The 17,676-nt window shown below is 60.8% G+C and carries 14 protein-coding genes; 7 read left to right on the top strand and 7 right to left on the bottom strand.

Annotated features, from left to right (window positions below; translation table 11 throughout):
* Nucleotides 1-57 precede the first annotated feature (57 nt).
* From IH944_09355 to IH944_09375, 5 genes are read left to right on the top strand one after another with little or no spacing between them, the layout of a single operon-like run.
* Nucleotides 58-2,067: an alpha-L-fucosidase gene (locus IH944_09355; GenBank protein ID MCH7904756.1), complete on the top strand. Its 2,010-nt coding sequence runs from the start codon at nucleotides 58-60 to the stop codon at nucleotides 2,065-2,067.
* 2 nt (nucleotides 2,068-2,069) lie between these two features.
* Nucleotides 2,070-2,744: a 7-cyano-7-deazaguanine synthase QueC gene (gene queC, locus IH944_09360; GenBank protein ID MCH7904757.1), complete on the top strand. Its 675-nt coding sequence runs from the start codon at nucleotides 2,070-2,072 to the stop codon at nucleotides 2,742-2,744.
* A complete protein-coding gene (locus IH944_09365) occupies nucleotides 2,741-3,439 on the top strand; it encodes a 7-carboxy-7-deazaguanine synthase QueE (protein ID MCH7904758.1) in 699 nt (232 codons plus the stop codon). The genes queC and IH944_09365 overlap by 4 nt, the downstream gene beginning before the upstream one ends.
* Nucleotides 3,440-3,457: 18 nt before the next feature.
* On the top strand, nucleotides 3,458-4,300 hold the full coding sequence (kynA, locus tag IH944_09370; GenBank protein MCH7904759.1) for a tryptophan 2,3-dioxygenase: 843 nt from the start codon (nucleotides 3,458-3,460) through the stop codon (nucleotides 4,298-4,300).
* The gene (locus tag IH944_09375; protein ID MCH7904760.1) at nucleotides 4,297-5,535 is read left to right on the top strand and encodes an aminotransferase class V-fold PLP-dependent enzyme; all 1,239 of its coding nucleotides are present in this window, start codon (nucleotides 4,297-4,299) and stop codon (nucleotides 5,533-5,535) included. Before kynA ends, IH944_09375 begins: the two co-directional genes overlap by 4 nt.
* Here IH944_09375 and IH944_09380 read toward each other — a convergent pair.
* From IH944_09380 to IH944_09400, 5 genes are all read right to left on the bottom strand, one after another.
* Nucleotides 5,522-6,196 (bottom strand): DUF1080 domain-containing protein, encoded by a 675-nt coding sequence (locus tag IH944_09380; GenBank protein ID MCH7904761.1) that lies wholly within the window; start codon nucleotides 6,194-6,196, stop codon nucleotides 5,522-5,524. The genes IH944_09375 and IH944_09380 overlap by 14 nt on opposite strands.
* 887 nt (nucleotides 6,197-7,083) lie before the next feature.
* Nucleotides 7,084-7,791: a DUF1080 domain-containing protein gene (locus IH944_09385; protein MCH7904762.1), complete on the bottom strand. Its 708-nt coding sequence runs from the start codon at nucleotides 7,789-7,791 to the stop codon at nucleotides 7,084-7,086.
* A gap of 130 nt (nucleotides 7,792-7,921) precedes the next feature.
* Entirely contained in the window at nucleotides 7,922-8,926 is a 1,005-nt protein-coding gene (locus IH944_09390; GenBank protein ID MCH7904763.1) for an ABC transporter substrate-binding protein, read from the bottom strand.
* A 21-nt stretch (nucleotides 8,927-8,947) separates the two neighbouring features.
* Nucleotides 8,948-9,949, bottom strand: a complete 1,002-nt coding sequence (locus IH944_09395; protein ID MCH7904764.1) for an ABC transporter permease — start codon at nucleotides 9,947-9,949, stop codon at nucleotides 8,948-8,950.
* Complete coding sequence (locus IH944_09400) at nucleotides 9,946-11,400, bottom strand: sugar ABC transporter ATP-binding protein (GenBank protein MCH7904765.1); 1,455 nt, start codon at nucleotides 11,398-11,400, stop codon at nucleotides 9,946-9,948. The genes IH944_09395 and IH944_09400 overlap by 4 nt, the downstream gene beginning before the upstream one ends.
* Nucleotides 11,401-12,058: 658 nt before the next feature.
* Between IH944_09400 and IH944_09405 the strand changes: the two genes are divergently transcribed.
* On the top strand, nucleotides 12,059-12,760 hold the full coding sequence (locus tag IH944_09405) for a ThuA domain-containing protein (GenBank protein MCH7904766.1): 702 nt from the start codon (nucleotides 12,059-12,061) through the stop codon (nucleotides 12,758-12,760).
* On the opposite strand, the gene IH944_09410 is transcribed toward IH944_09405, so the two are convergent.
* Nucleotides 12,753-14,285 (bottom strand): DUF1501 domain-containing protein, encoded by a 1,533-nt coding sequence (locus IH944_09410; protein ID MCH7904767.1) that lies wholly within the window; start codon nucleotides 14,283-14,285, stop codon nucleotides 12,753-12,755. The genes IH944_09405 and IH944_09410 overlap by 8 nt on opposite strands.
* 158 nt (nucleotides 14,286-14,443) lie before the next feature.
* Between IH944_09410 and IH944_09415 the strand changes: the two genes are divergently transcribed.
* The gene (locus IH944_09415) at nucleotides 14,444-14,599 is read left to right on the top strand and encodes a hypothetical protein (protein MCH7904768.1); all 156 of its coding nucleotides are present in this window, start codon (nucleotides 14,444-14,446) and stop codon (nucleotides 14,597-14,599) included.
* On the opposite strand, the gene IH944_09420 is transcribed toward IH944_09415, so the two are convergent.
* Nucleotides 14,596-17,544: a DUF1553 domain-containing protein gene (locus IH944_09420; GenBank protein MCH7904769.1), complete on the bottom strand. Its 2,949-nt coding sequence runs from the start codon at nucleotides 17,542-17,544 to the stop codon at nucleotides 14,596-14,598. The two genes, IH944_09415 and IH944_09420, sit on opposite strands and share 4 nt — an antisense overlap.
* Nucleotides 17,545-17,676: the final 132 nt, after the last annotated feature.

Genomic DNA, 17,676 nt, shown 5'->3' on the forward strand with positions numbered 1-17,676 from the left:
ACCGATAGCATCACAACCGCGCCATCCTGTACGCGTATTGCGTACAATCTGTGTGCTATGGTGCTTTCCGTCTTGGTTCTGTGCGGTGCGATGATGACGACAACCTCTGTTCAGCAAACGACGAACGACGAAAGGATGGATTGGTGGCGCGAGGCGCGGTTTGGGATGTTCATCCATTGGGGCCTTTACGCAGTCCCCTCTGGCGAGTGGGGCCAGGGCACCGATCACGGCGAGTGGATCTACACGACCGCGCAGATCCCAATTCCCAAGTACGAGGAGTTTCTGCAGCAGTTCAACCCTGTGAAGTTCGACGCAGAGGCGTGGGTGAAGATGGCGAAGGACGCGGGGATGAAGTACATCGTCATCACGTCGAAGCACCACGACGGGTTTGCGCTGTTCGATAGCGAGGTAAGCGACTACGACATCATGGCGACGCCATTCAAGCGCGACATCATGAAGGAGCTGGCCGAGGCGTGTCGCAAATACGGCATCAAGATGTGCTGGTACCACTCGATCATGGACTGGCACCACCCGGACTACTTGCCGCGCAGGGGGTGGGAAGACCGGTCAGCCGAGGGCGCTGACTTCGACCGCTACGTCGACTACTTGCACGAACAGGTGACGGAGCTTCTGACGAACTACGGCGACATCGGCGTGATGTGGTTCGACGGCGAGTGGGAGTCGACTTGGAGCCCGAAGTACGGCGAGTCTCTTTACGAACTGTGCCTTCGGTTGCAGCCGGACGTGATCGTGAACAACCGCGTGACGGTCGGTCGCGCTGGCATGCAGGACGCGAACAGAGAGGGCGTCGGCGACTTCGGCACGCCCGAGCAGCACATCCCCGCCGAAGGCATCCAAGGGCTCGACTGGGAAACGTGCATGACGATGGGGCGGCATTGGGGATACAACAAGCGCGACACGTTCAAGTCGCCGCGCGAGCTGGTGCGCAACCTCATCGACATCGCATCGAAAGGCGGCAACTACCTGCTCAACGTCGGACCTCGCCCTGACGGTACTTTTCCGGACGAGTCGGTCGCGATCCTGAAGAACTATGCGGAGTGGATGAACGTGAACGGGGAGGGGATCTACGGCACGCAGGCTTCGCCGCTCGGCGCACTGGATTGGGGCCGCTGCACAGCGAAGCAGGTCGACGGCAAGTGGCGCTTGTACCTGCACGTGTTCGATTGGCCGAGCGACGGGAAGCTCGTCGTCCCGCTGATCGGCAACGATAGCAGTGAGGCCTGGATGCTCGATGGGGGCGCGCGTCTGACGTCCACCGTTGTGGGTAACGACATCGTCATCTCGGTCCCGCAAATTACAGACGCCGGTGACGCGACGGTTGTTGTTTTGGAGCTGGACGAGAAGCCGATCGTCTACAAAGCGCCGACTATCGCAGCCGAATCAGACATCTTCATTGAGAGCGTGTCCGTGCAAATAGAAGCGAGCTCGGATCAGCTAGTCATCCGATACACTACCGATGGCTCTGATCCCATGGCTGACTCACCCGTCTACAGGGCGGCGTTCAGCGTTGACGAAACAACGGTCGTCCAGGCGCGAGCGTTCTTCAACGGCCGCGCCGTCAGCGACGTCACGTCGAGACAGTTCGAGCGCGTGGCGCCGATGCCAGCATCGGGCCAGGGTTCTCAGGCTGGTCTTGCGCTCAGGAGGTACGAAGGCGATTGGAACACGCTGCCCGACTTTGATCAGTTGACTCCGGTTCGCACGGCGGTGGTCTCCAAGGTTGGGCTTGATCCATCACCGTACCCGGAGTACGCCGGTTTCCGGCTAACCGGAACGATCACAGTTTCCAAGACGGACGTTTATCGATTTGCGCTGACCTCGGATGACGGTGCCAAATTATGGATTGACGGGAACCTGATCGTGGACAACGATGGGCTGCACGGCGCCACGGAATTGCAAGGTGTCGCCGCGCTGGCGGCTGGGGCCCACACGATCCGCGTGGAGTACTTCAACAAGACAGGCGGATCGGCTCTTTCGTTGAGGTTTGCAGGCACGGGAAAAGCGCTGGCAGCGATCGCAAACGATGCCCTGCGGCACAGCCCATAATCATGGCACCGGTGCCGAAAGCAGTCGTGCTCCTTTCTGGCGGACTTGATTCAGCGACCTGTCTCGCGATCGCGCAATCGCAGGGGTTTGCGTGTTTCTGCATGAGCTTCGACTACGGCCAGCGGCACCGCATTGAGCTGCAGAGCGCAAAGCAGACTGCGGAAAGCCAAAGCGCAACTGAGCATCGCGTCGTGAAAATCGACGCAAGCGCGTTCACCGGCTCTGCCCTCACGGAGGATATCGATGTGCCGAAGAGCGAGACAGACGGGATACCGGTCACGTACGTTCCTGCGCGCAACACCGTGTTTCTCAGTTTCGCGCTCGCTTGGGCCGAGGCGCTTGGCTCGCAGGACATCTTCATAGGAGTCAACGCGCTCGATTACTCGGGCTATCCGGATTGCCGCCCCGAGTACATCTCCGCTTACGAACGGATGGCGAACCTCGCAACAAAGGCTGCCGTCGAGGGAAGGCTGATGACGATTCACACTCCGCTGATCGACAAGACCAAGGCGCAGACGATCGAGATCGGCTCCGGCCTGGGTGTCGATTACGGATTGACCTCAAGCTGTTACGACCCAGACGCCGAGGGCAAGCCGTGCGGGGAGTGCGACTCATGCCGAATCCGCAATCGCGGATTTGAGGAGTTGGGGATGGAAGACCCGTTGCTGGCACGATGAAGAAGCTCCGCATCGCAGAGGTGTTCGGCAGCATCCAGGGCGAAGGCATCTACGCCGGAACGCCATCGCTCTTCGTACGCATCAGCGGATGCAACCTGCGCTGCGTCTGGTGCGACACGCCGTACGCAAGTTGGACGCCCGAAGGAGATTCATTTACCGTTGACGAGATCGTGGCGCAACTGGGCGAACTGGAGAATCACAACCACGTCGTGGTTACGGGTGGAGAGCCGATGCTGTTCCCAGAGGTTGTCGAACTGTGTCGACAGCTCGCCGCACGCGAGAAGTTCATCACGATCGAAACCGCCGGCACGATGTTCCAAGAACTGAAGTGCGACCTCATGTCGATCAGCCCCAAGCTCGCGAACTCCACGCCTCCGATCGACAGCGGATGGGCGGAGCGTCACGAGAAAACGCGCACCAACATCAACGTCCTGACCCAGCTATTGAACAAGTACGACTGCCAGCTGAAATTCGTCGTTAACCCAGACGTAGATGGCGATATCGACGAGATACTGGAGCTGTTGGTAAAGCTCCCAACGATCCGAGCGGATCGCATAATGCTGATGCCAGAGGGCACCGACTCACCGACCCTGGCCCGCCGCATGAAGGTGCTCGTCGAGCCCGCCGCAGCGCACGGATGGCGGATCAGTCCAAGGTTGCACATCGACCTATTCGGCGACACTAGAGGGACATGACGGTAACATCTTGGAAGCATGCCCACACGAGAGTTCGAGAAGGGAATTCACACTGACTTTGAAAAGAAGCTGGACTACTCAAGCTACCTGCAGCTAGACAAGCTTCTCGACTCCCAAAAACCGCTCAGCGATCCCGAGCACCACGACGAGATGCTGTTCATCATTCAGCATCAGACGAGCGAGCTTTGGATGCTGCTGGCGATTCATGAACTGACTTCTGCGATCGACTGGATCAAGAAGGACAAGCTCGAGCCGTGCTTCAAAATCCTCTCGCGGGTGAAGCATATTCAGCGGATGCTGTTCGAGCAGTGGGCGGTGCTCGAAACGCTCACCCCGAGCGAGTACGTGCAGTTTCGAGGGGTATTCGGCCAAGCTAGCGGATTCCAATCCCATCAGTATCGCACGATCGAGTTCTTGTTCGGCAACAAGGACAGCAACATGATCAAAGTGTTCAAGCACGATGAGACGATTCACTCCAAGCTGGAAGAGACGTTGCGGACGCCGAGCCTATACGACGAGTTCTTGCGGTACCTGCATCGCCAGGGATTTGCAATACCCGACTCCTGCGTCGAGCGAGACTGGACGGAGCAGTACGAGTCGAACGAAGAGCTTCTGCAAGTTTTCAAACTGATCTACGACAACCCGCGCGACAATTGGAACGCGTACAACATGTGCGAAAAGCTGATCGACGTGGACGAGCAGATGTCGCTGTGGCGGTTCAGGCATGTGAAGACGGTTGAGCGCATCATCGGTCACAAGCGCGGGACCGGTGGCAGTTCCGGCGTGTCGTTCTTGCGTCAGGTCGTGGACATCAGGTTGTTCCCAGAGCTGTGGGACGTGCGCACTATCATCGAAAAATGAGCCTTGTTACGCTTCCAGACGGGCCGCTGAATGAGAGCGTCGTCAACGAGCACATCAGGCCGCTGTTCAGCCGTGCGATGAAGGGCGACGCTAAGCGCGGCGAGGTTTATCTGGCGAACCACTCGCTCGGGCGTCCACTGGATGCCGTGGCGGAAGACGTAGCGCGCGGCTTGGAAAAGTGGTACTCCGACATGGACCGCAGCTGGGACGACGGCGGCTGGCTCGACGACATGAACGCTTGGCGTCTCAAGACCGCCGAGTTGCTCGGGCTGCCCAGATACGACTGCGTCGTGCCAAGAGCCTCCGCTGGGCAGGGGTTGCGGGCGGTCCTCAACGCGTTTCCCCCGGACAAGGTTCTCCGCGTTACGACCACGACCGGCGAGTTCGACTCGATCGACTTCATCTTGAAGCGGTACGAACTGGCGGGTCGTGCGAAAGTAACATGGGTCGAGCCGACGGGTCGCGAAGGGCCCGTGCCTTTGTTTACCAGCGAGGACATCTGTGCGGCGATCTCTTCAGATACCGACGTGGTCGTGTTCTCCAACGTGCTCTACGCAACCGGACAGATACTTCGGGGTGTTCCGGCGGTGGTCGAGCGGGCGCATGAGGTGGGCGCTGTCGTGGTGATGGATGTGTTCCACGCAGCGGGAGTCATTCCACTGGAAATCGAGAAGTCGGATGTGGACTTCACGATAGGCGGGTCGTACAAGTATCTGCACGGGGGGCCCGGCGCGTGCTGGCTAGCGATCCACCCACGGGTTCTGGATGAGGATCGTTTTCACACGCTCGACACTGGATGGTTCGCCAAGAAGGACACGTTCGGGTTTCATCGAGGGCAAGGCGCGGAGTTGAAGCCCGGCGGCGACGGTTGGCTCGAGTCAACACCGGCGATCATCGCGCCGTATCACGCGAGGGCGGGCTTGCAGCTGATTCTCGATGTCGGTGTTGAGCGAGGCCGCGAGTACAGCCTCGACCGGCAGCACAAAATGCGGCAGGCGATGAATGATCGTGGAGTCGAGATGTTCGTGCCTGAGGATCCGGCGAAGTTTGGCGGGTTCAGCCTGTTGCCGCATCCAGATGCAGCGGCGTTGCGCACCGAGCTAATGGCGAAAGGTGTGAACACAGATGCTCGGACCGGTTTCGTCCGCTTCGGCCCGGATCTGCTGAACACGGAGGAGGAGTTCGAGCGCGCCAGCAAGATCGTGGCCGAAGCGTTGAAGGTCAGAGCCGTCTGATCCGCATATTGCGGAACCAAACTCGAGTGCCGTGGTCCTGGAAGCATATGTACCCCATGTCGTCTTTGGCGTAGCTCGGCATCTCGCTGTACTTGCTCGCTGCCCTTCTCTTCACCCAGTCCTCGGAATGCAGCTCGTACTCCACGATTTTGAAGCCGTTCAGCCAGTGCTCGACGGAGTTCCCCCTCTTGAGGATGCGTGCCTTGTTCCACTGGCCCGCCGGCCTATGCGCGTCCCGGACAGGCGCGTGCATATCGTAGTTCGCACCTGTCATTTGATTTGCCGCCAGCTCATAGGCGGTGTCGTCGATGATCTGGAACTCCGGACCAATCGGGGAGTCTTCGCCACCGTCCTCAGCCACTAGTATCTTGATACCGCTGTTTCCGCCGGCGGAGATTTTGAATTCGACGCGGAGGTCGAAGTCGGTGAACTTCCGAACGGTCGAGAGGTCGCCGCGGTCCGAACCTGGCGTAAAGACGAGTTCGCCGCCCGAGGCGCTCCAACTGGTCGGGACGTCGTCGCGGTTGTAGCCTTTGAAATTGGCGAGGGACTTCCCATCGAAGAGCAGTTCGAACCCGGCGGCCATCTCGTCGGCAGTCAGCTTATTGAGAGGGCTGTCCTGGGATGAAGCTGTCGCGAAGATCAAGAGGGCTCCGAGCATGGGTCTAAGAGAGTTTCGCTGGCCTAATTTGGACGCTTGCCTCGGACTGACATCCAGAGCAGATCGACAAGATAATCGCGTGTGCGATGCGGCTTTATGTGCGAGACCTTACCTCAGTCGCGGCTCGAGGGGTCCTTTCCTTCGTCAAGCTCAGGACAGGCTCGCTCAGGATGACTGCTCGCCCTCCCGAACCAAACCGAACGGACCATGGTGCGAGGGTCTAGGGTCGAGGGTCTAGTTCCGAACCCCCGAACCCCCCTAAACCTCCCACAAAGCAAAAGGAGGGTGGCGCTCCAGCGACACCGCGCGAGGCTGAGGCTCACGAACTGGAGCACCGGTTGCGTCGCAGAAAACGGGAAACGCGGGTTGTGGTTCGCACCCCCTCCCTAACCCTCCCCCAAGGGAGAGGGGATGACGGGCAAGGGTCGGTGGACCAAGCCGAACAAACCCGAGCCAATACGAGCACCGTGCGCTGTCCTTCGTCAAGCTCAGAAGAACGCCCTGGACCGGGGTGCGGGGCAAACCCCCACGCTCCATCTTCCGAACCTCCGAACCCGCGAACACAGTTTTCAGTTGGCTGTTTGCAGTTGGCCGTTCCCCGAACTCCCGAACCTCCGAACCAACCCGAACCAGTCCGAACGCGTCGCGCCGTGCGGTCCTTCGTCAAGCTCAGCCCGAACGCCCCCGGATCGACGTGCGGGGCAAACCCCCGCGCTCCATCTTCCGAACCCCCGAACCAAACCGAACAAACCCGAACAAATCCGAACAAACCCGAACAAATCCGAACAAACCCGCACACAGTTCTCAGTGTGCAGTTCGCAGTTTGCAGTTTCCAGAACTTCCGATCTTCCGAACTTCCGAACCCCCGAACCAACCCGAATGTCCCCCTACAACCGTCTGATTCGCATGCTGCGGAACCATAGCGGCCCACCGTGGTCCTGGAAGCAGATGAAGCCCTTCTCGTTCTTCCCGTAGCCCGGCATGCTGTCGAACTTGCTCGCCGCGCGGCGCTTGTCCCAGTCTTCGCTGTGCAGGACGTACTCGACGACCAGTTCACCGTTGAGATAGTGCCAGACGTTGTTGCCTTTCTTAACGATTCGCGCGGTGTTCCACTGCCCGGCAGGGCGCAGGACTTTCTTTGTGGGGGCGTGAAGCGCGTAGTTCGCGCCGGTCATCTGCGTGTCCATAATGTCGTAAGTCGGGTCGTCGAGCAGTTGGTACTCCGGCCCGGATTGGTAAGAAGCGCCTTGGTCCTCGCTGACCAGGTAGATGATCCCGCTGTTCCCGTGCTCGTTCATTTTGAAATCAACGCGCAGGTCGAAGTCCTCGTACTCTTCGCGAGTCGAGAGGTCGCCGCCGTCGATACCTGGCGTATAGGTGATCTCGCCATCCTTCACAGTCCATCCCTTCGGCACGTCGTCGCGCTTGTACCCCTTGAAGTTCTTGAGCGACTTGCCGTCGAACAGGAGAACGAACCCTTCCCTCTTCTCTTCTGCAGTCAGCTCATTGTGGCCCGGAGTCTGGATCAGGATGCTCCACTGGCCAGCGTCGGCGGGCGACGTGAGAATGGCGGCGAAGAGAAGGACGCTCAACATAACAGAATCATGTTATCCATTCTGTGGTAGCGCGTGCCACAGAACAGCCTTCGCCAAGCAAAACGAACGGCGAGGATCGGGCATCGCCCAATCCTCGCCCGGTAGTCAGAGACCAATAGATGCTGTGCGACTAGTACGGAGAGTCCGGGAAGTAGAACTTCGCTGCGTTTTCAGGCGTGACCAGCTCGACGACGATCTTGATGTGCTTCGGCATGAACCGATCGAGGCTTGTCGTCATCCCGTCGCGCAGATTCGACACGGCCCAGTGCATTCCTTGAGCGATCATCGCTGGTGGGTAGGTGACGTCGGCCGGATACATCGGGTCGCCGTCCATCACGCGCTTGATGATCGACTTCTTGCCCGCGCCACCGAGGATCCAAAGATCCTTGTCGCGGCCTGCCTCTTTGAGGGCTCGCTCGATCCCCTCCGCCATGTCGTCATCGCTCGCCCAGATCGCGTCGATCCTCGTGTCAGCGAGCTCGACCATGAGCGTCGTCGTAATGTCGAAGGCGTCTTCGGAACTCCAGTTCGCCTGCTCCTGCCGCAGAATCTTGATCTGCGGATTTTCGTTGAACACCTTCATGGCACCGTTCACACGGTCGTCATTGACGGTCGAAGTGGCACCCTCGTAGATCAGAATGTTTCCGCCAGCCGCGCCTAGCCTGTCGACGATGAACTCCGCCGAAATCCTGCCGAACGCCGTGTTGTCGCCTTCGAGAAACAGGTTAGCGATCGTCGGGTCGGTAAACCCACGGTCGACGCTAACGATGTAGACGCCTTGGGCTGCGGCATCTCTGCCGATGCTGTCGAGCGGGCCGCTTTCGTGGCAAAGAATGATCAGAGCGTCCGGCTGCTGGACGAGCATGCCCTCGATCTGTTCCCGCTGCTCCTCGACATCGTCGGCCTCTTGGTAGATCCACTCGATATCCGGGTACATCTTCATGACCTCCTTCGCCCAGTAAGTCACTCCATCCGTCCAACCGTGGTCCCCCGACGGGATCGACACGGCGATCTTCAGTTCACGATCGATCGTCGCGGTTTCAACCGACTCTTTGTCGGCGCTGTCCGTACCACATCCGATCAGAAAAACGCCGGCCACGGTCAGCAATATCGTTGACAACAAACTTCGTTTCATAAGCTCAAATCCTCTCGCAGACTAGTTCCGATCTCCCTGGCCCCTTTGCATCAGGACCGCGATCAATATGATGGCACCTTTCACGAAGTCCTGCCAATCGCTGGAGACGTTCATCAGCACCAGCAGGTTGGAAATTACCGCAAGGATCATCACTCCTACCACGGTGCCCCATATCCGTCCCTTGCCGCCGGCGAGCGACGTTCCGCCGATCACGACCGCCGCAATGGCGTCCAATTCGTAGAACACGCCGGTCTGCTGTGGCGCTATCGCGCTGTATCTCACGGCCTGGACGACTGCCGCAAGACCGACGCACAGGCCGAGCAGCGTATACGCGATAGCGCGGACGCTCTTGGCGTTGATGCCGGAGTACCTGGCTGCTCTTTCGTTCGCCCCGACCGCCACGACGTGACGACCGAAAGCAGTCTTGCTCAGGAGCACGCCGTACGCCAGAGCGACCGCGACGAACAGCATGATTCCCCAAGTGACCATAACAGGTTCGCCGTTCGGGAGCTGTGCGCCGGGGATGGCGATGCCCTTCGACGCAAGCTCCTCGAAGACCAGGCTGTCCGCCTTCACTTGGCCACCGCCTGCGACGACCTTGGTCAGCGACCGGAAGGCGACCAAGCCGCCCAACGTCGCGATGAACGGCGCAACTCGACCGACCGTCACCAAGAGCGCGTTGAACGCGCCGACTGCAACGCCAACGACGACAACGATCAGCATTGCAAGCGCGATGACTGGGCCCTCCGAACCGCCGTTGGCGAGCTGGCCGTTCATGAACTTCAGGCCGATGACAGCGGACAGGGCGACCGCAGACCCGACAGAGAGATCGATCCCTCTCGTCATGATGACGACAGTCATGCCGACCGCGATGATGCCGACGGCGGCGCTCTGGTTGACGATGTTGCGCAGGTTGACGGCGCTCAGAAACGTGTCGGTCTTCCAAATTGCCGCAATGACGATCAGCGCGATCAGCGCGACGAGGACGCCGTACTCCTGCATGAATTTTACGAACTTGTTCACGCCGCGCCGACTCCTGCCGCGAGTTGCATGATGTTCTCTTCAGTGATATTCTCGCCGACAAGTTCGCCGACGATCCGGCCTTCGCGCATCACATAGACCCGGTGACAGAGCCCAATGATCTCGGGCAGTTCGGAGCTGATCAAGATCGTCGCCAGCCCTTGCTCCGAAAACTTGTGGACGAGGTTGTAGATCTCCCTCTTCGCGCCGACGTCGACGCCGCGCGTGGGTTCGTCGAGCATCAGCACTTTCGGTTCGAGGTCGAGCCATTTGGCGATCGCGACTTTCTGCTGGTTCCCGCCGCTCATGTAGAGGAGCGGCGCCTTCAAGTCTCCGACCCGGATGTCGAGATCCTTCTGCCAACGCTCGGCGGTCTGCCGCTCGCGCTTCTTGTCGATCAGCGGTCGGGCGTACTTCGAGAGGTTTGCGAGCGTCGTGTTCTCGATCGCGTTCATGTCGAGCACGAGCCCCGAGCCTTTGCGGTCCTCGGAGACGTAGGCGATGCCATGCTTCGCCGCCTGTTTCGGCGACTTGCAAGTGATACTTTTTCCCATCAGTTCGATGGTGCCCGACCGCATGGGCCGCGCGCCGACGATCGCCTCGCACAGTTCGCTTCGACCGGAGCCGATCAGCCCCGCGAGCCCGACGATCTCGCCTGGGCGCACGTTGATCGTAGCGCCTCTCACTCCCTCTGCGACTATGTCCTTCGCAATCAAAGCCGGATCGCCGCTCGGCATCTCTGTCTTCGGCGGATAGACGTCGCCGATCTCTCGTCCGACCATGTGGTTCGCCAACTGAGTTTCCGTGGCTGCTCCGCGTTCGAGCGTCGTCACGAGTTTCCCGTCGCGCAACACGGTGATGCGGTCGGCCACCGTTACTACCTCGGCGAGGCGGTGGCTGATGTAGATGACGGTCGCATCTTGACCGCGAAGATCGCTGATGAGTTTGAACAGCGACTCAACTTCGCGATCGCTTAGCACGGCCGTCGGCTCGTCCATGATGAGGATCGACGCCTCTTGCGACAGCGCCTTGGCGATCTCGACTAGCTGTTTGCCCGCGATCGAGAGGTCCGCGACCCTGGTCGTCGCGTCGAACCCGGCGCTCACTCTCTTTAGGATTGCGTTCGTCTTCTCGATCATCTGCCGCTTGTCCAACAGGTAGAACTTTCGAGGCTCATTGCCGAGGAACACGTTTTCGGCGACGGTCAGGTCGTCGACGACGTCCAGCTCTTGGTGGATCATCGCAATGCCGAGCGAAAGCGCGTGGCGAACCCCCCGAATTTGAACCGCCGCGCCATCCAGGAGGACTTGGCCGCTCGTCGGCTCTTGCAGACCGCACAGAATGCGCATCAGCGTACTCTTGCCGGCCCCGTTTTCGCCGATGACCGCGTGAACCTCGCCCGGATCGAAAGCCAGGGACACACCGTCCAGCGCGCGGACGGCGGGAAACTGCATCGTGACGTCGCGGACTTCGAGCTTCGGCACCGCATGCGAGGGTACCCCGGCGTGCTGTTCGTTTGATCGATGCTCGCTGCCCCCTCCTATCCTCCCCCGGCCACGATAGCATCGTGAATGCGGAATTGTTGCGGACCTGGGGAGGGATTTCTTGGCAGGGCGAGCGTCCTCGCGACACTGTGCTCGCGCCCGACATGCAGGTCTGGAGACCCGCACCACGATTCTTGCAGTTTCACCCTAGAGGGTGGTGCTCCTGCGACACCGCTTTCTCTGCTGTTCGCGCCTTCTGCGGAAAGGACTTTGTCTGATTCGCCCCCTCACCCTAACCCTCTCCCTCAAGGGGAGAGGGACCGCTGTGCGTCCGCCACTCGGGACTCAGCACCAGTCCGGGCGACGCTTGCACGCGCGGAGCTGACGCTCTTTCTTTCTGATGCGCGTATTTCGAGCGTTTCGGGACAGAGACCGATGGCATGCGTTCCAAATCTAGGGACTCGGGACTGAATACTCGGGACTCCCCCGTGGGCAGCGAACGGCGCGATAGCCCGTGAGCAACCAGGGGTTGCGTGTCCAGGCGTCGTGAAGCTAATCTAGGGTCGTGATAGGATTACTGCTGTTTGCAGCAAGCGCACAGAGCGACACATTCGGTCGAACGGAGACCGTGCCCGCTGGCCTGCGGGTGTTCGTGTTCTCTCGAACGACGGGGTTCCGGCACGGATCGATCGACGCTGGAAAGAAGATGTTTCGCGAACTGGCCGCCGAAAATGACTGGCTGGCAACGTTTTCTGAAAACCCGGAAGACATCCGTGAGGGAATCCTTCGAGGCTTTGACGCCGTCGTGTTCCTCAACACAACCGGCGACATTCTTGACGATGCGCAGCAGAAGGAGTTCGAGCTGTACATTCGCAAGGGCGGCGGCTTTTTGGGCATCCATTCTGCGGCAGATACGGAGTACGGCTGGGAGTGGTACGGCGGTCTCGTCGGCGGTTACTTCAAAGGCCATCCGGCGGTGCAGGATGCGAAGGTGATGGTCGTCGACCGCGAGCATCCGGCTACGAAGTTCCTGCCGGAAGTCTGGGTGCGCAAGGACGAGTGGTACGACTACCGTGCAATACCGGCAGAAGGGGTTCGCATCCTCGCGCGGCTCGACACCGGCAGCTACAACGGCCACACGATGGGCGACGATCACCCGATCATGTGGTGCCACGAATACGAGGGAGGGCGGGCTTTCTACACGGGGTTTGGCCACACGAACGAGTCGTATTCCGACCCGATGTTTCGCCGCCTGATAACGCAGGCGATCGTCTGGCTGGCAGAAGCGAAGAAACAAGTCCCGTGCGGAGTGCTGCGTCCGACTACTTGATCAGATCGTGAACGACGTGGCCGTGCACGTCGGTGATTCTGAAGTCGCGACCTTGGTACTTGTACGTCAGCTTCATGTGGTCGATTCCCATCAGGTGCTGGATCGTCGCGTTCAGGTCGTGAATGTGCACCGCGCCCGGAGTGAACTCGTCGGGAGTCGGGTCGATCGGGTTGCCGTCCGCGTCGACGATGTTGTACGAATAGTCGTCGGTTTGGCCGTAGACGGTTCCCGGTTTGACGCCCCCGCCAGCCATCCACATCGTGAAGCACCGCGGGTGGTGGTCGCGGCCGTAGTTCTCCTTTGTGAGCGGCCCCTGGCAGTAGATCGTGCGGCCGAACTCGCCGCCCCAGATGACGAGCGTGTCGTCCAAGAGACCAGTCCGTTTCAGGTCCTTGATCAGCGCGGCGCACGCCTGGTCGATGTCCTTGCACTGCTTCGGGAGGTCGCCCGTGAGGTTTCCGTGCTGGTCCCATCCGCGGTGGAAAATCTGGATGAACCGTACGTTGCGCTCAGCAAGCCGGCGGGCAAGCAGGCAGTTCGCCGTGAAGGTTCCGGGCTTTCGCGCTTCTTCGCCGTACAGCTCATACGTCTCGTCCGACTCGGAGCCGAGGTCCATCAGTTCGGGGACGCTCGTCTGCAGTTTGTACGCCATCTCGTACTGCTTGATGCGCGCTGCGATCTCCGGGTCGCCGAACGCTTCGAGCTGCAACTGGTTCAGTTCGGCGAGGCTGTCGAGCATTTCGCGCCGGGATTTCGTGTCGACGCCTTTGGGGTCGCTCAGGAACAGGATCGGGTCGCCCTTCGAGCGAAGCGCGACGCCCGAGAACTCGCTCGAAAGGAACCCGGTGCCCCAGAGCCTGTGGTATAGCGCCTGCGCCTCCTGTCTGCCGGTCCAGCTCGAGTGCAGCACGACGTAGGCGGGGAGGTCCTCGTTCATGCTCCCGAGCCCGTAGCTCGTCCACGCGCCGAGGCTCGGCCTTCCCGGCAGTTGGCTGCCAGTTTGGATGTACGTGATGGCCGGGTCGTGGTTGATCGCCTCGGTGAACATGGACCGAATGATGCACAGCTCCTTGACAACCTCGGAGGTGTACGGAAGAAGTTCGCTGACCCACGCGCCGTCCTCGTTGTTGTCGTACTTCTCAAACGTGTACTTCGAGGGCGCGACGGGGAAGCGGTCCTGGCCGCTGGTCATCGTCGTGATGCGCTGACCCTTGCGGATCTCGTCCGGAAGCTCGACGTCGTAGGACTCCTGCATCTTCGGCTTGTAGTCCCACATGTCCATCTGGCTCGGCGCGCCCGACATAAAGAGGTAGATGACGCGCTTTGCCTTGGGAGCGAAGTGAGGAACGCCGTCGAGACCGCCGTAGCGCTGTGGGTCTTGGCCCAGCGCCATGCTGCCGAGCGATGGCAGGCCGATGTCTGCGCTGAGAAGGCTCGCCAGCGCGGCAGTGCCGACGCCGCAGACCGTCCGTCCGAACAGCTGTCGCCGGGTCATCAACAGTTCGCTCTCTCGAATAGGGTCCATTTCGTTCCTCTACTGGGGATTGTATCATAGTGGGGGCCTCTTTGAGGAACGTCGCCTGGTTGTCGCCAGCCTTCGGCGTCGTCTAGTTGTCGCCTGGTTGTCGCCAGCCTTCGGCGTCGCCTGGTTGTCGCCTGCCTTCGGCGTCGCCTGGTAGTCGTTTGGTTGTCGCCAAGTCGTCGCCAAGTCGACCAGGCGACAGCGAAGCGGCCGACAGCGAAGCGGCCGACAGCAAAGCGGCCGACAGCAAAGCGGCCGACAGCGAAGCGGACGACGGCGAAGCGGCCGACAGCAAAGCGGACGACGCCCCTGCTTAGTGCTGCGTCAAGACCTCGTCCAGATTCAGGACAAGGTTGCAGACCATCGACCACGCCGCAAGCTCGATCCGGTCAAGAGATTCGTCGAAAGGCGACTCGCCCGTGGTCAGCAGCCCTTCGACGCCGTCCGCGTCATTCGCAAAATGTGCTTTCTGCCGTTCGTACGCCTTGCCCACAAGGTCCAGCTCAACGCTAGTCGGCTTTCTGGAGGTGACCTTCTTGAAGAGCCAAGCCGCGCGTTCGCGATTATCGTCCGATGAGGCCATGACGAGCTCTGCCAGCTTTCGCGAGGCCTCTACGAACTGCGGGTCGTTCATGACCGCGAGCGCCTGCATCGGCGTGTTCGTCCGCGACCGCCTGACGACGCACGCTTCGCGCGTAGGCGCGTCGAAGATCGCCATCGTCGCCGGTGGCGCCGTTCGCTTCCAGAACGTGTAGATGCTCCGCCTGTACAGTGCGTCGCCGGTATCCTGCATATAGTTGGCCGTGTTGCTTCTTGTGTAGCCGACGGCTTCCCAAAGGCCTTCCGGCTGGTAGGGGTTGACGCCCTTGCCGCCCATCTTTTCGACCAGCAGACCGCTGAGATAGAGCGCTTGGTCGCGGATCACCTCGGCGTCGAGCCGGAAGCGAGGGCCGTGGGAGAACAGCCTGTTCAGCGGATCGCTTTCTGCCGCCTCGGGGCTGACGACGGCGCTCTGCCGAAACGTCGCGCTGGTCACGATCTGTCTGTGCAGGGCCTTCATGCTCCAGCCGTTATCGATGAACGAGGTCGCGAGGTAGTCGAGCAGCTCCGGGTGGGTCGGCCACTCGCCTCGGCTGCCGAAGTCCTCGCTCGTCAGGACGATCCCGGTTCCAAAGTGCCTCTGCCAAACCCGGTTGACGAAGACGCGTGAGACCAGCGGGTTCTTCGGGTCCGTCAGCCAGTGCGCCAGCGCGAGCCGATCTGCCTTGGTGCCTGTCGGCAGCGAGCCGAATTTCACGGGGATGCCGCGCTCGACCTTCTGTAGCGGCTGGTCGTACTCGCCGCGACGAAGAACGAACGCCTCGCGCGGCTTATCCATCTCCTTCGCGACGTAAGTCGAAGGCAGAGAGTCGTTCAGCCTCGTCAGGTCGGCGTCGTACCCCCTGTACAGCTCCGCGTCCTTAGAATCGGGGCCGCCGGTCAGGTACAGCCCATTGAGCAGCAGCGTCTCTTCTTCCGACAACTCTTTCTCAGAGAGCGCGACGGCGCGCTCGATCGTCGGCGAGCCAGAGTTGAAGTACACGCCGTCCGCGCCGCCCGCGTTGACGATTTTCACGAGCAAGGTGTGCGTTCCGGCTTCCACAGTAGTCGTCGCACTGTCCTGGTTCGGCGCCACGCCGCGCTGAGCCTTGTTCTGGTGCACCAGTTTGTCGTCGATCCAAACTTTGATCGCGTCGTCGCTGCCGAGGCTCAAGCTGATCTCCTGCGAGATCGGAACGTCGATCGTCGTCCTCAGGTAGACCGCCGCGTTGTCCTTGCCGATTATGGTCGCTTTCGTCTCGCCGAGCTTGTACTCGAACTCCTTCCACTCGGTCTCAACGTCCTCGCCGCCGGGCTCCGGGCCGAAGTCCTTGTCGTACGCTTCGTCGAAGTCCTTTGCGGCGAACGCGGCTGTCGTCTCCCAACCGCTGAACCGCGGTTGCTTGGTCGCAAGGTCTGCCGCCCACTCCCTCGCAGAGTCGATGTCTGCCCTGCCGGCGAAGAACTTCTTGAACCGCTCGAGCCGCTTGACTCGCAGATCCTGTTCTGGTGTCGGCGCCTTCATGACCGGCTCTGGCAGCAGGCTGTTCCCGTCCATCACGGCGTCCGACGTGCTGTTGAAGAACGCGAACATCCGGTAGTAGTCTTCCTGCGTGATCGGGTCGTACTTGTGGTCGTGGCACCGTGCGCAGGTCAGGGTCATTCCGAGGAAAACGGTGGCGGTCGTCTCGATGCGGTCGAACGTGTTCTTGGCCTGGAACTCCGCGACGATCACGCCCCCCTCGTTCGTCGTCGGGTTCATGCGGACGTACCCTGTCGCGATCATCTGGTCGGTGGTCGGCGCAGGCAGAAGATCGCCGGCGAGCTGCCACACGGTGAAGTCGTCGAACGGTAGGTCGTCGTTCAGGGCGCGCACGACCCAGTCGCGGTACGGCCAGATCGAACGCTCGTTGTCGAGGTGCAGGCCGTGGGTGTCGCCGTAGCGGACTGCGTCGAGCCAGTACCGCGCCTGGTGCTCGCCGTATCGCGGGTTTGCGAGCAGGCCGTCGACTACTTGTTCATAGGCGTCGCCGCTTTCGTCGGCAAGGAACGCTTCGACCTCTTCAGCGGTCGGCGGAAGGCCGATGAGCGTGAGGTATGCGCGTCGGATCAGCGTCGTCTTGTCTGCTTCGGCATTTGGCTTCAGACCTTCTTCTTCCAGGCGGTTGAGAACGAAGTAGTCGATGCCGTTCTTCGTCCAGCCGGATTGCTTCACCGGCGGCAGTTCGGGCAGTACCGGTGGTTTGTAGGACCAGTGGACGCCGTACTCGGCGCCCGATGCGATCCACGCACGGAGAACCTCGATCTCCTCTTCGTTCAGAGGCGCGATCGACGAGTCGGCCGGCGGCATCCGCATCTCCAGGTTTGAAGTCGACGCTCGCAACAGTGCCAGCGACGCGTCGGGGTCGCCGGGGACGATCGCATAGTAGCCGCCGCGATCGCCGGTCGCGACTTCGAAGAGGTCAAGTCTGAGGGTGTTGACGCGGGCGCCTTCGTCCGGTCCGTGGCAAGGGAAGCAGTGCTGGGTCAGAATCGGAAGCACGTCCCGGCTGAAGATGATCTCCTTCTTTACGGTCGGCGGTTTCGGTTCGCTCGCCTCTGCCGACGGCCAGGCACGACTGATTCCAACGAGGAAACAGATCGCGCTGAGCGACACTAGAATCATCCGGCCTGTGCTGCGCATACAATTCACTCCGTCGCCCGACTCCCGTCCGTCGCCTGCCTCCGGCGTCGTCTGCCTTCGGCGTCGTCTCGTCCCCCCGGCGACGATCTGGCGACTACTAGGCGACCACCCGGCGACGCTTCCTATATTATG

It is taken from the genome of Armatimonadota bacterium (assembly GCA_022563855.1).
Classification (GTDB): Bacteria; Armatimonadota; Fimbriimonadia; order Fimbriimonadales; family Fimbriimonadaceae; genus JADFMN01.

Bases quoted from the DNA above. Each gene is read 5' to 3' on its own strand.
- IH944_09365 (MCH7904758.1), top strand. From the start codon at position 2,741: ATGAAGAAGCTCCGCATCGCAGAGGTGTTCGGCAGCATCCAGGGCGAA.
- IH944_09410 (MCH7904767.1), bottom strand. From the start codon at position 14,285: ATGGACCCTATTCGAGAGAGCGAACTGTTGATGACCCGGCGACAGCTG.
- IH944_09375 (MCH7904760.1), top strand. From the start codon at position 4,297: ATGAGCCTTGTTACGCTTCCAGACGGGCCGCTGAATGAGAGCGTCGTC.
- IH944_09355 (MCH7904756.1), top strand. From the start codon at position 58: ATGGTGCTTTCCGTCTTGGTTCTGTGCGGTGCGATGATGACGACAACC.
- IH944_09400 (MCH7904765.1), bottom strand. From the start codon at position 11,400: ATGCAGTTTCCCGCCGTCCGCGCGCTGGACGGTGTGTCCCTGGCTTTC.
- IH944_09385 (MCH7904762.1), bottom strand. From the start codon at position 7,791: ATGTTGAGCGTCCTTCTCTTCGCCGCCATTCTCACGTCGCCCGCCGAC.
- queC (MCH7904757.1), top strand. From the start codon at position 2,070: ATGGCACCGGTGCCGAAAGCAGTCGTGCTCCTTTCTGGCGGACTTGAT.
- kynA (MCH7904759.1), top strand. From the start codon at position 3,458: ATGCCCACACGAGAGTTCGAGAAGGGAATTCACACTGACTTTGAAAAG.
- IH944_09420 (MCH7904769.1), bottom strand. From the start codon at position 17,544: ATGCGCAGCACAGGCCGGATGATTCTAGTGTCGCTCAGCGCGATCTGT.
- IH944_09380 (MCH7904761.1), bottom strand. From the start codon at position 6,196: ATGCTCGGAGCCCTCTTGATCTTCGCGACAGCTTCATCCCAGGACAGC.
- IH944_09390 (MCH7904763.1), bottom strand. From the start codon at position 8,926: ATGAAACGAAGTTTGTTGTCAACGATATTGCTGACCGTGGCCGGCGTT.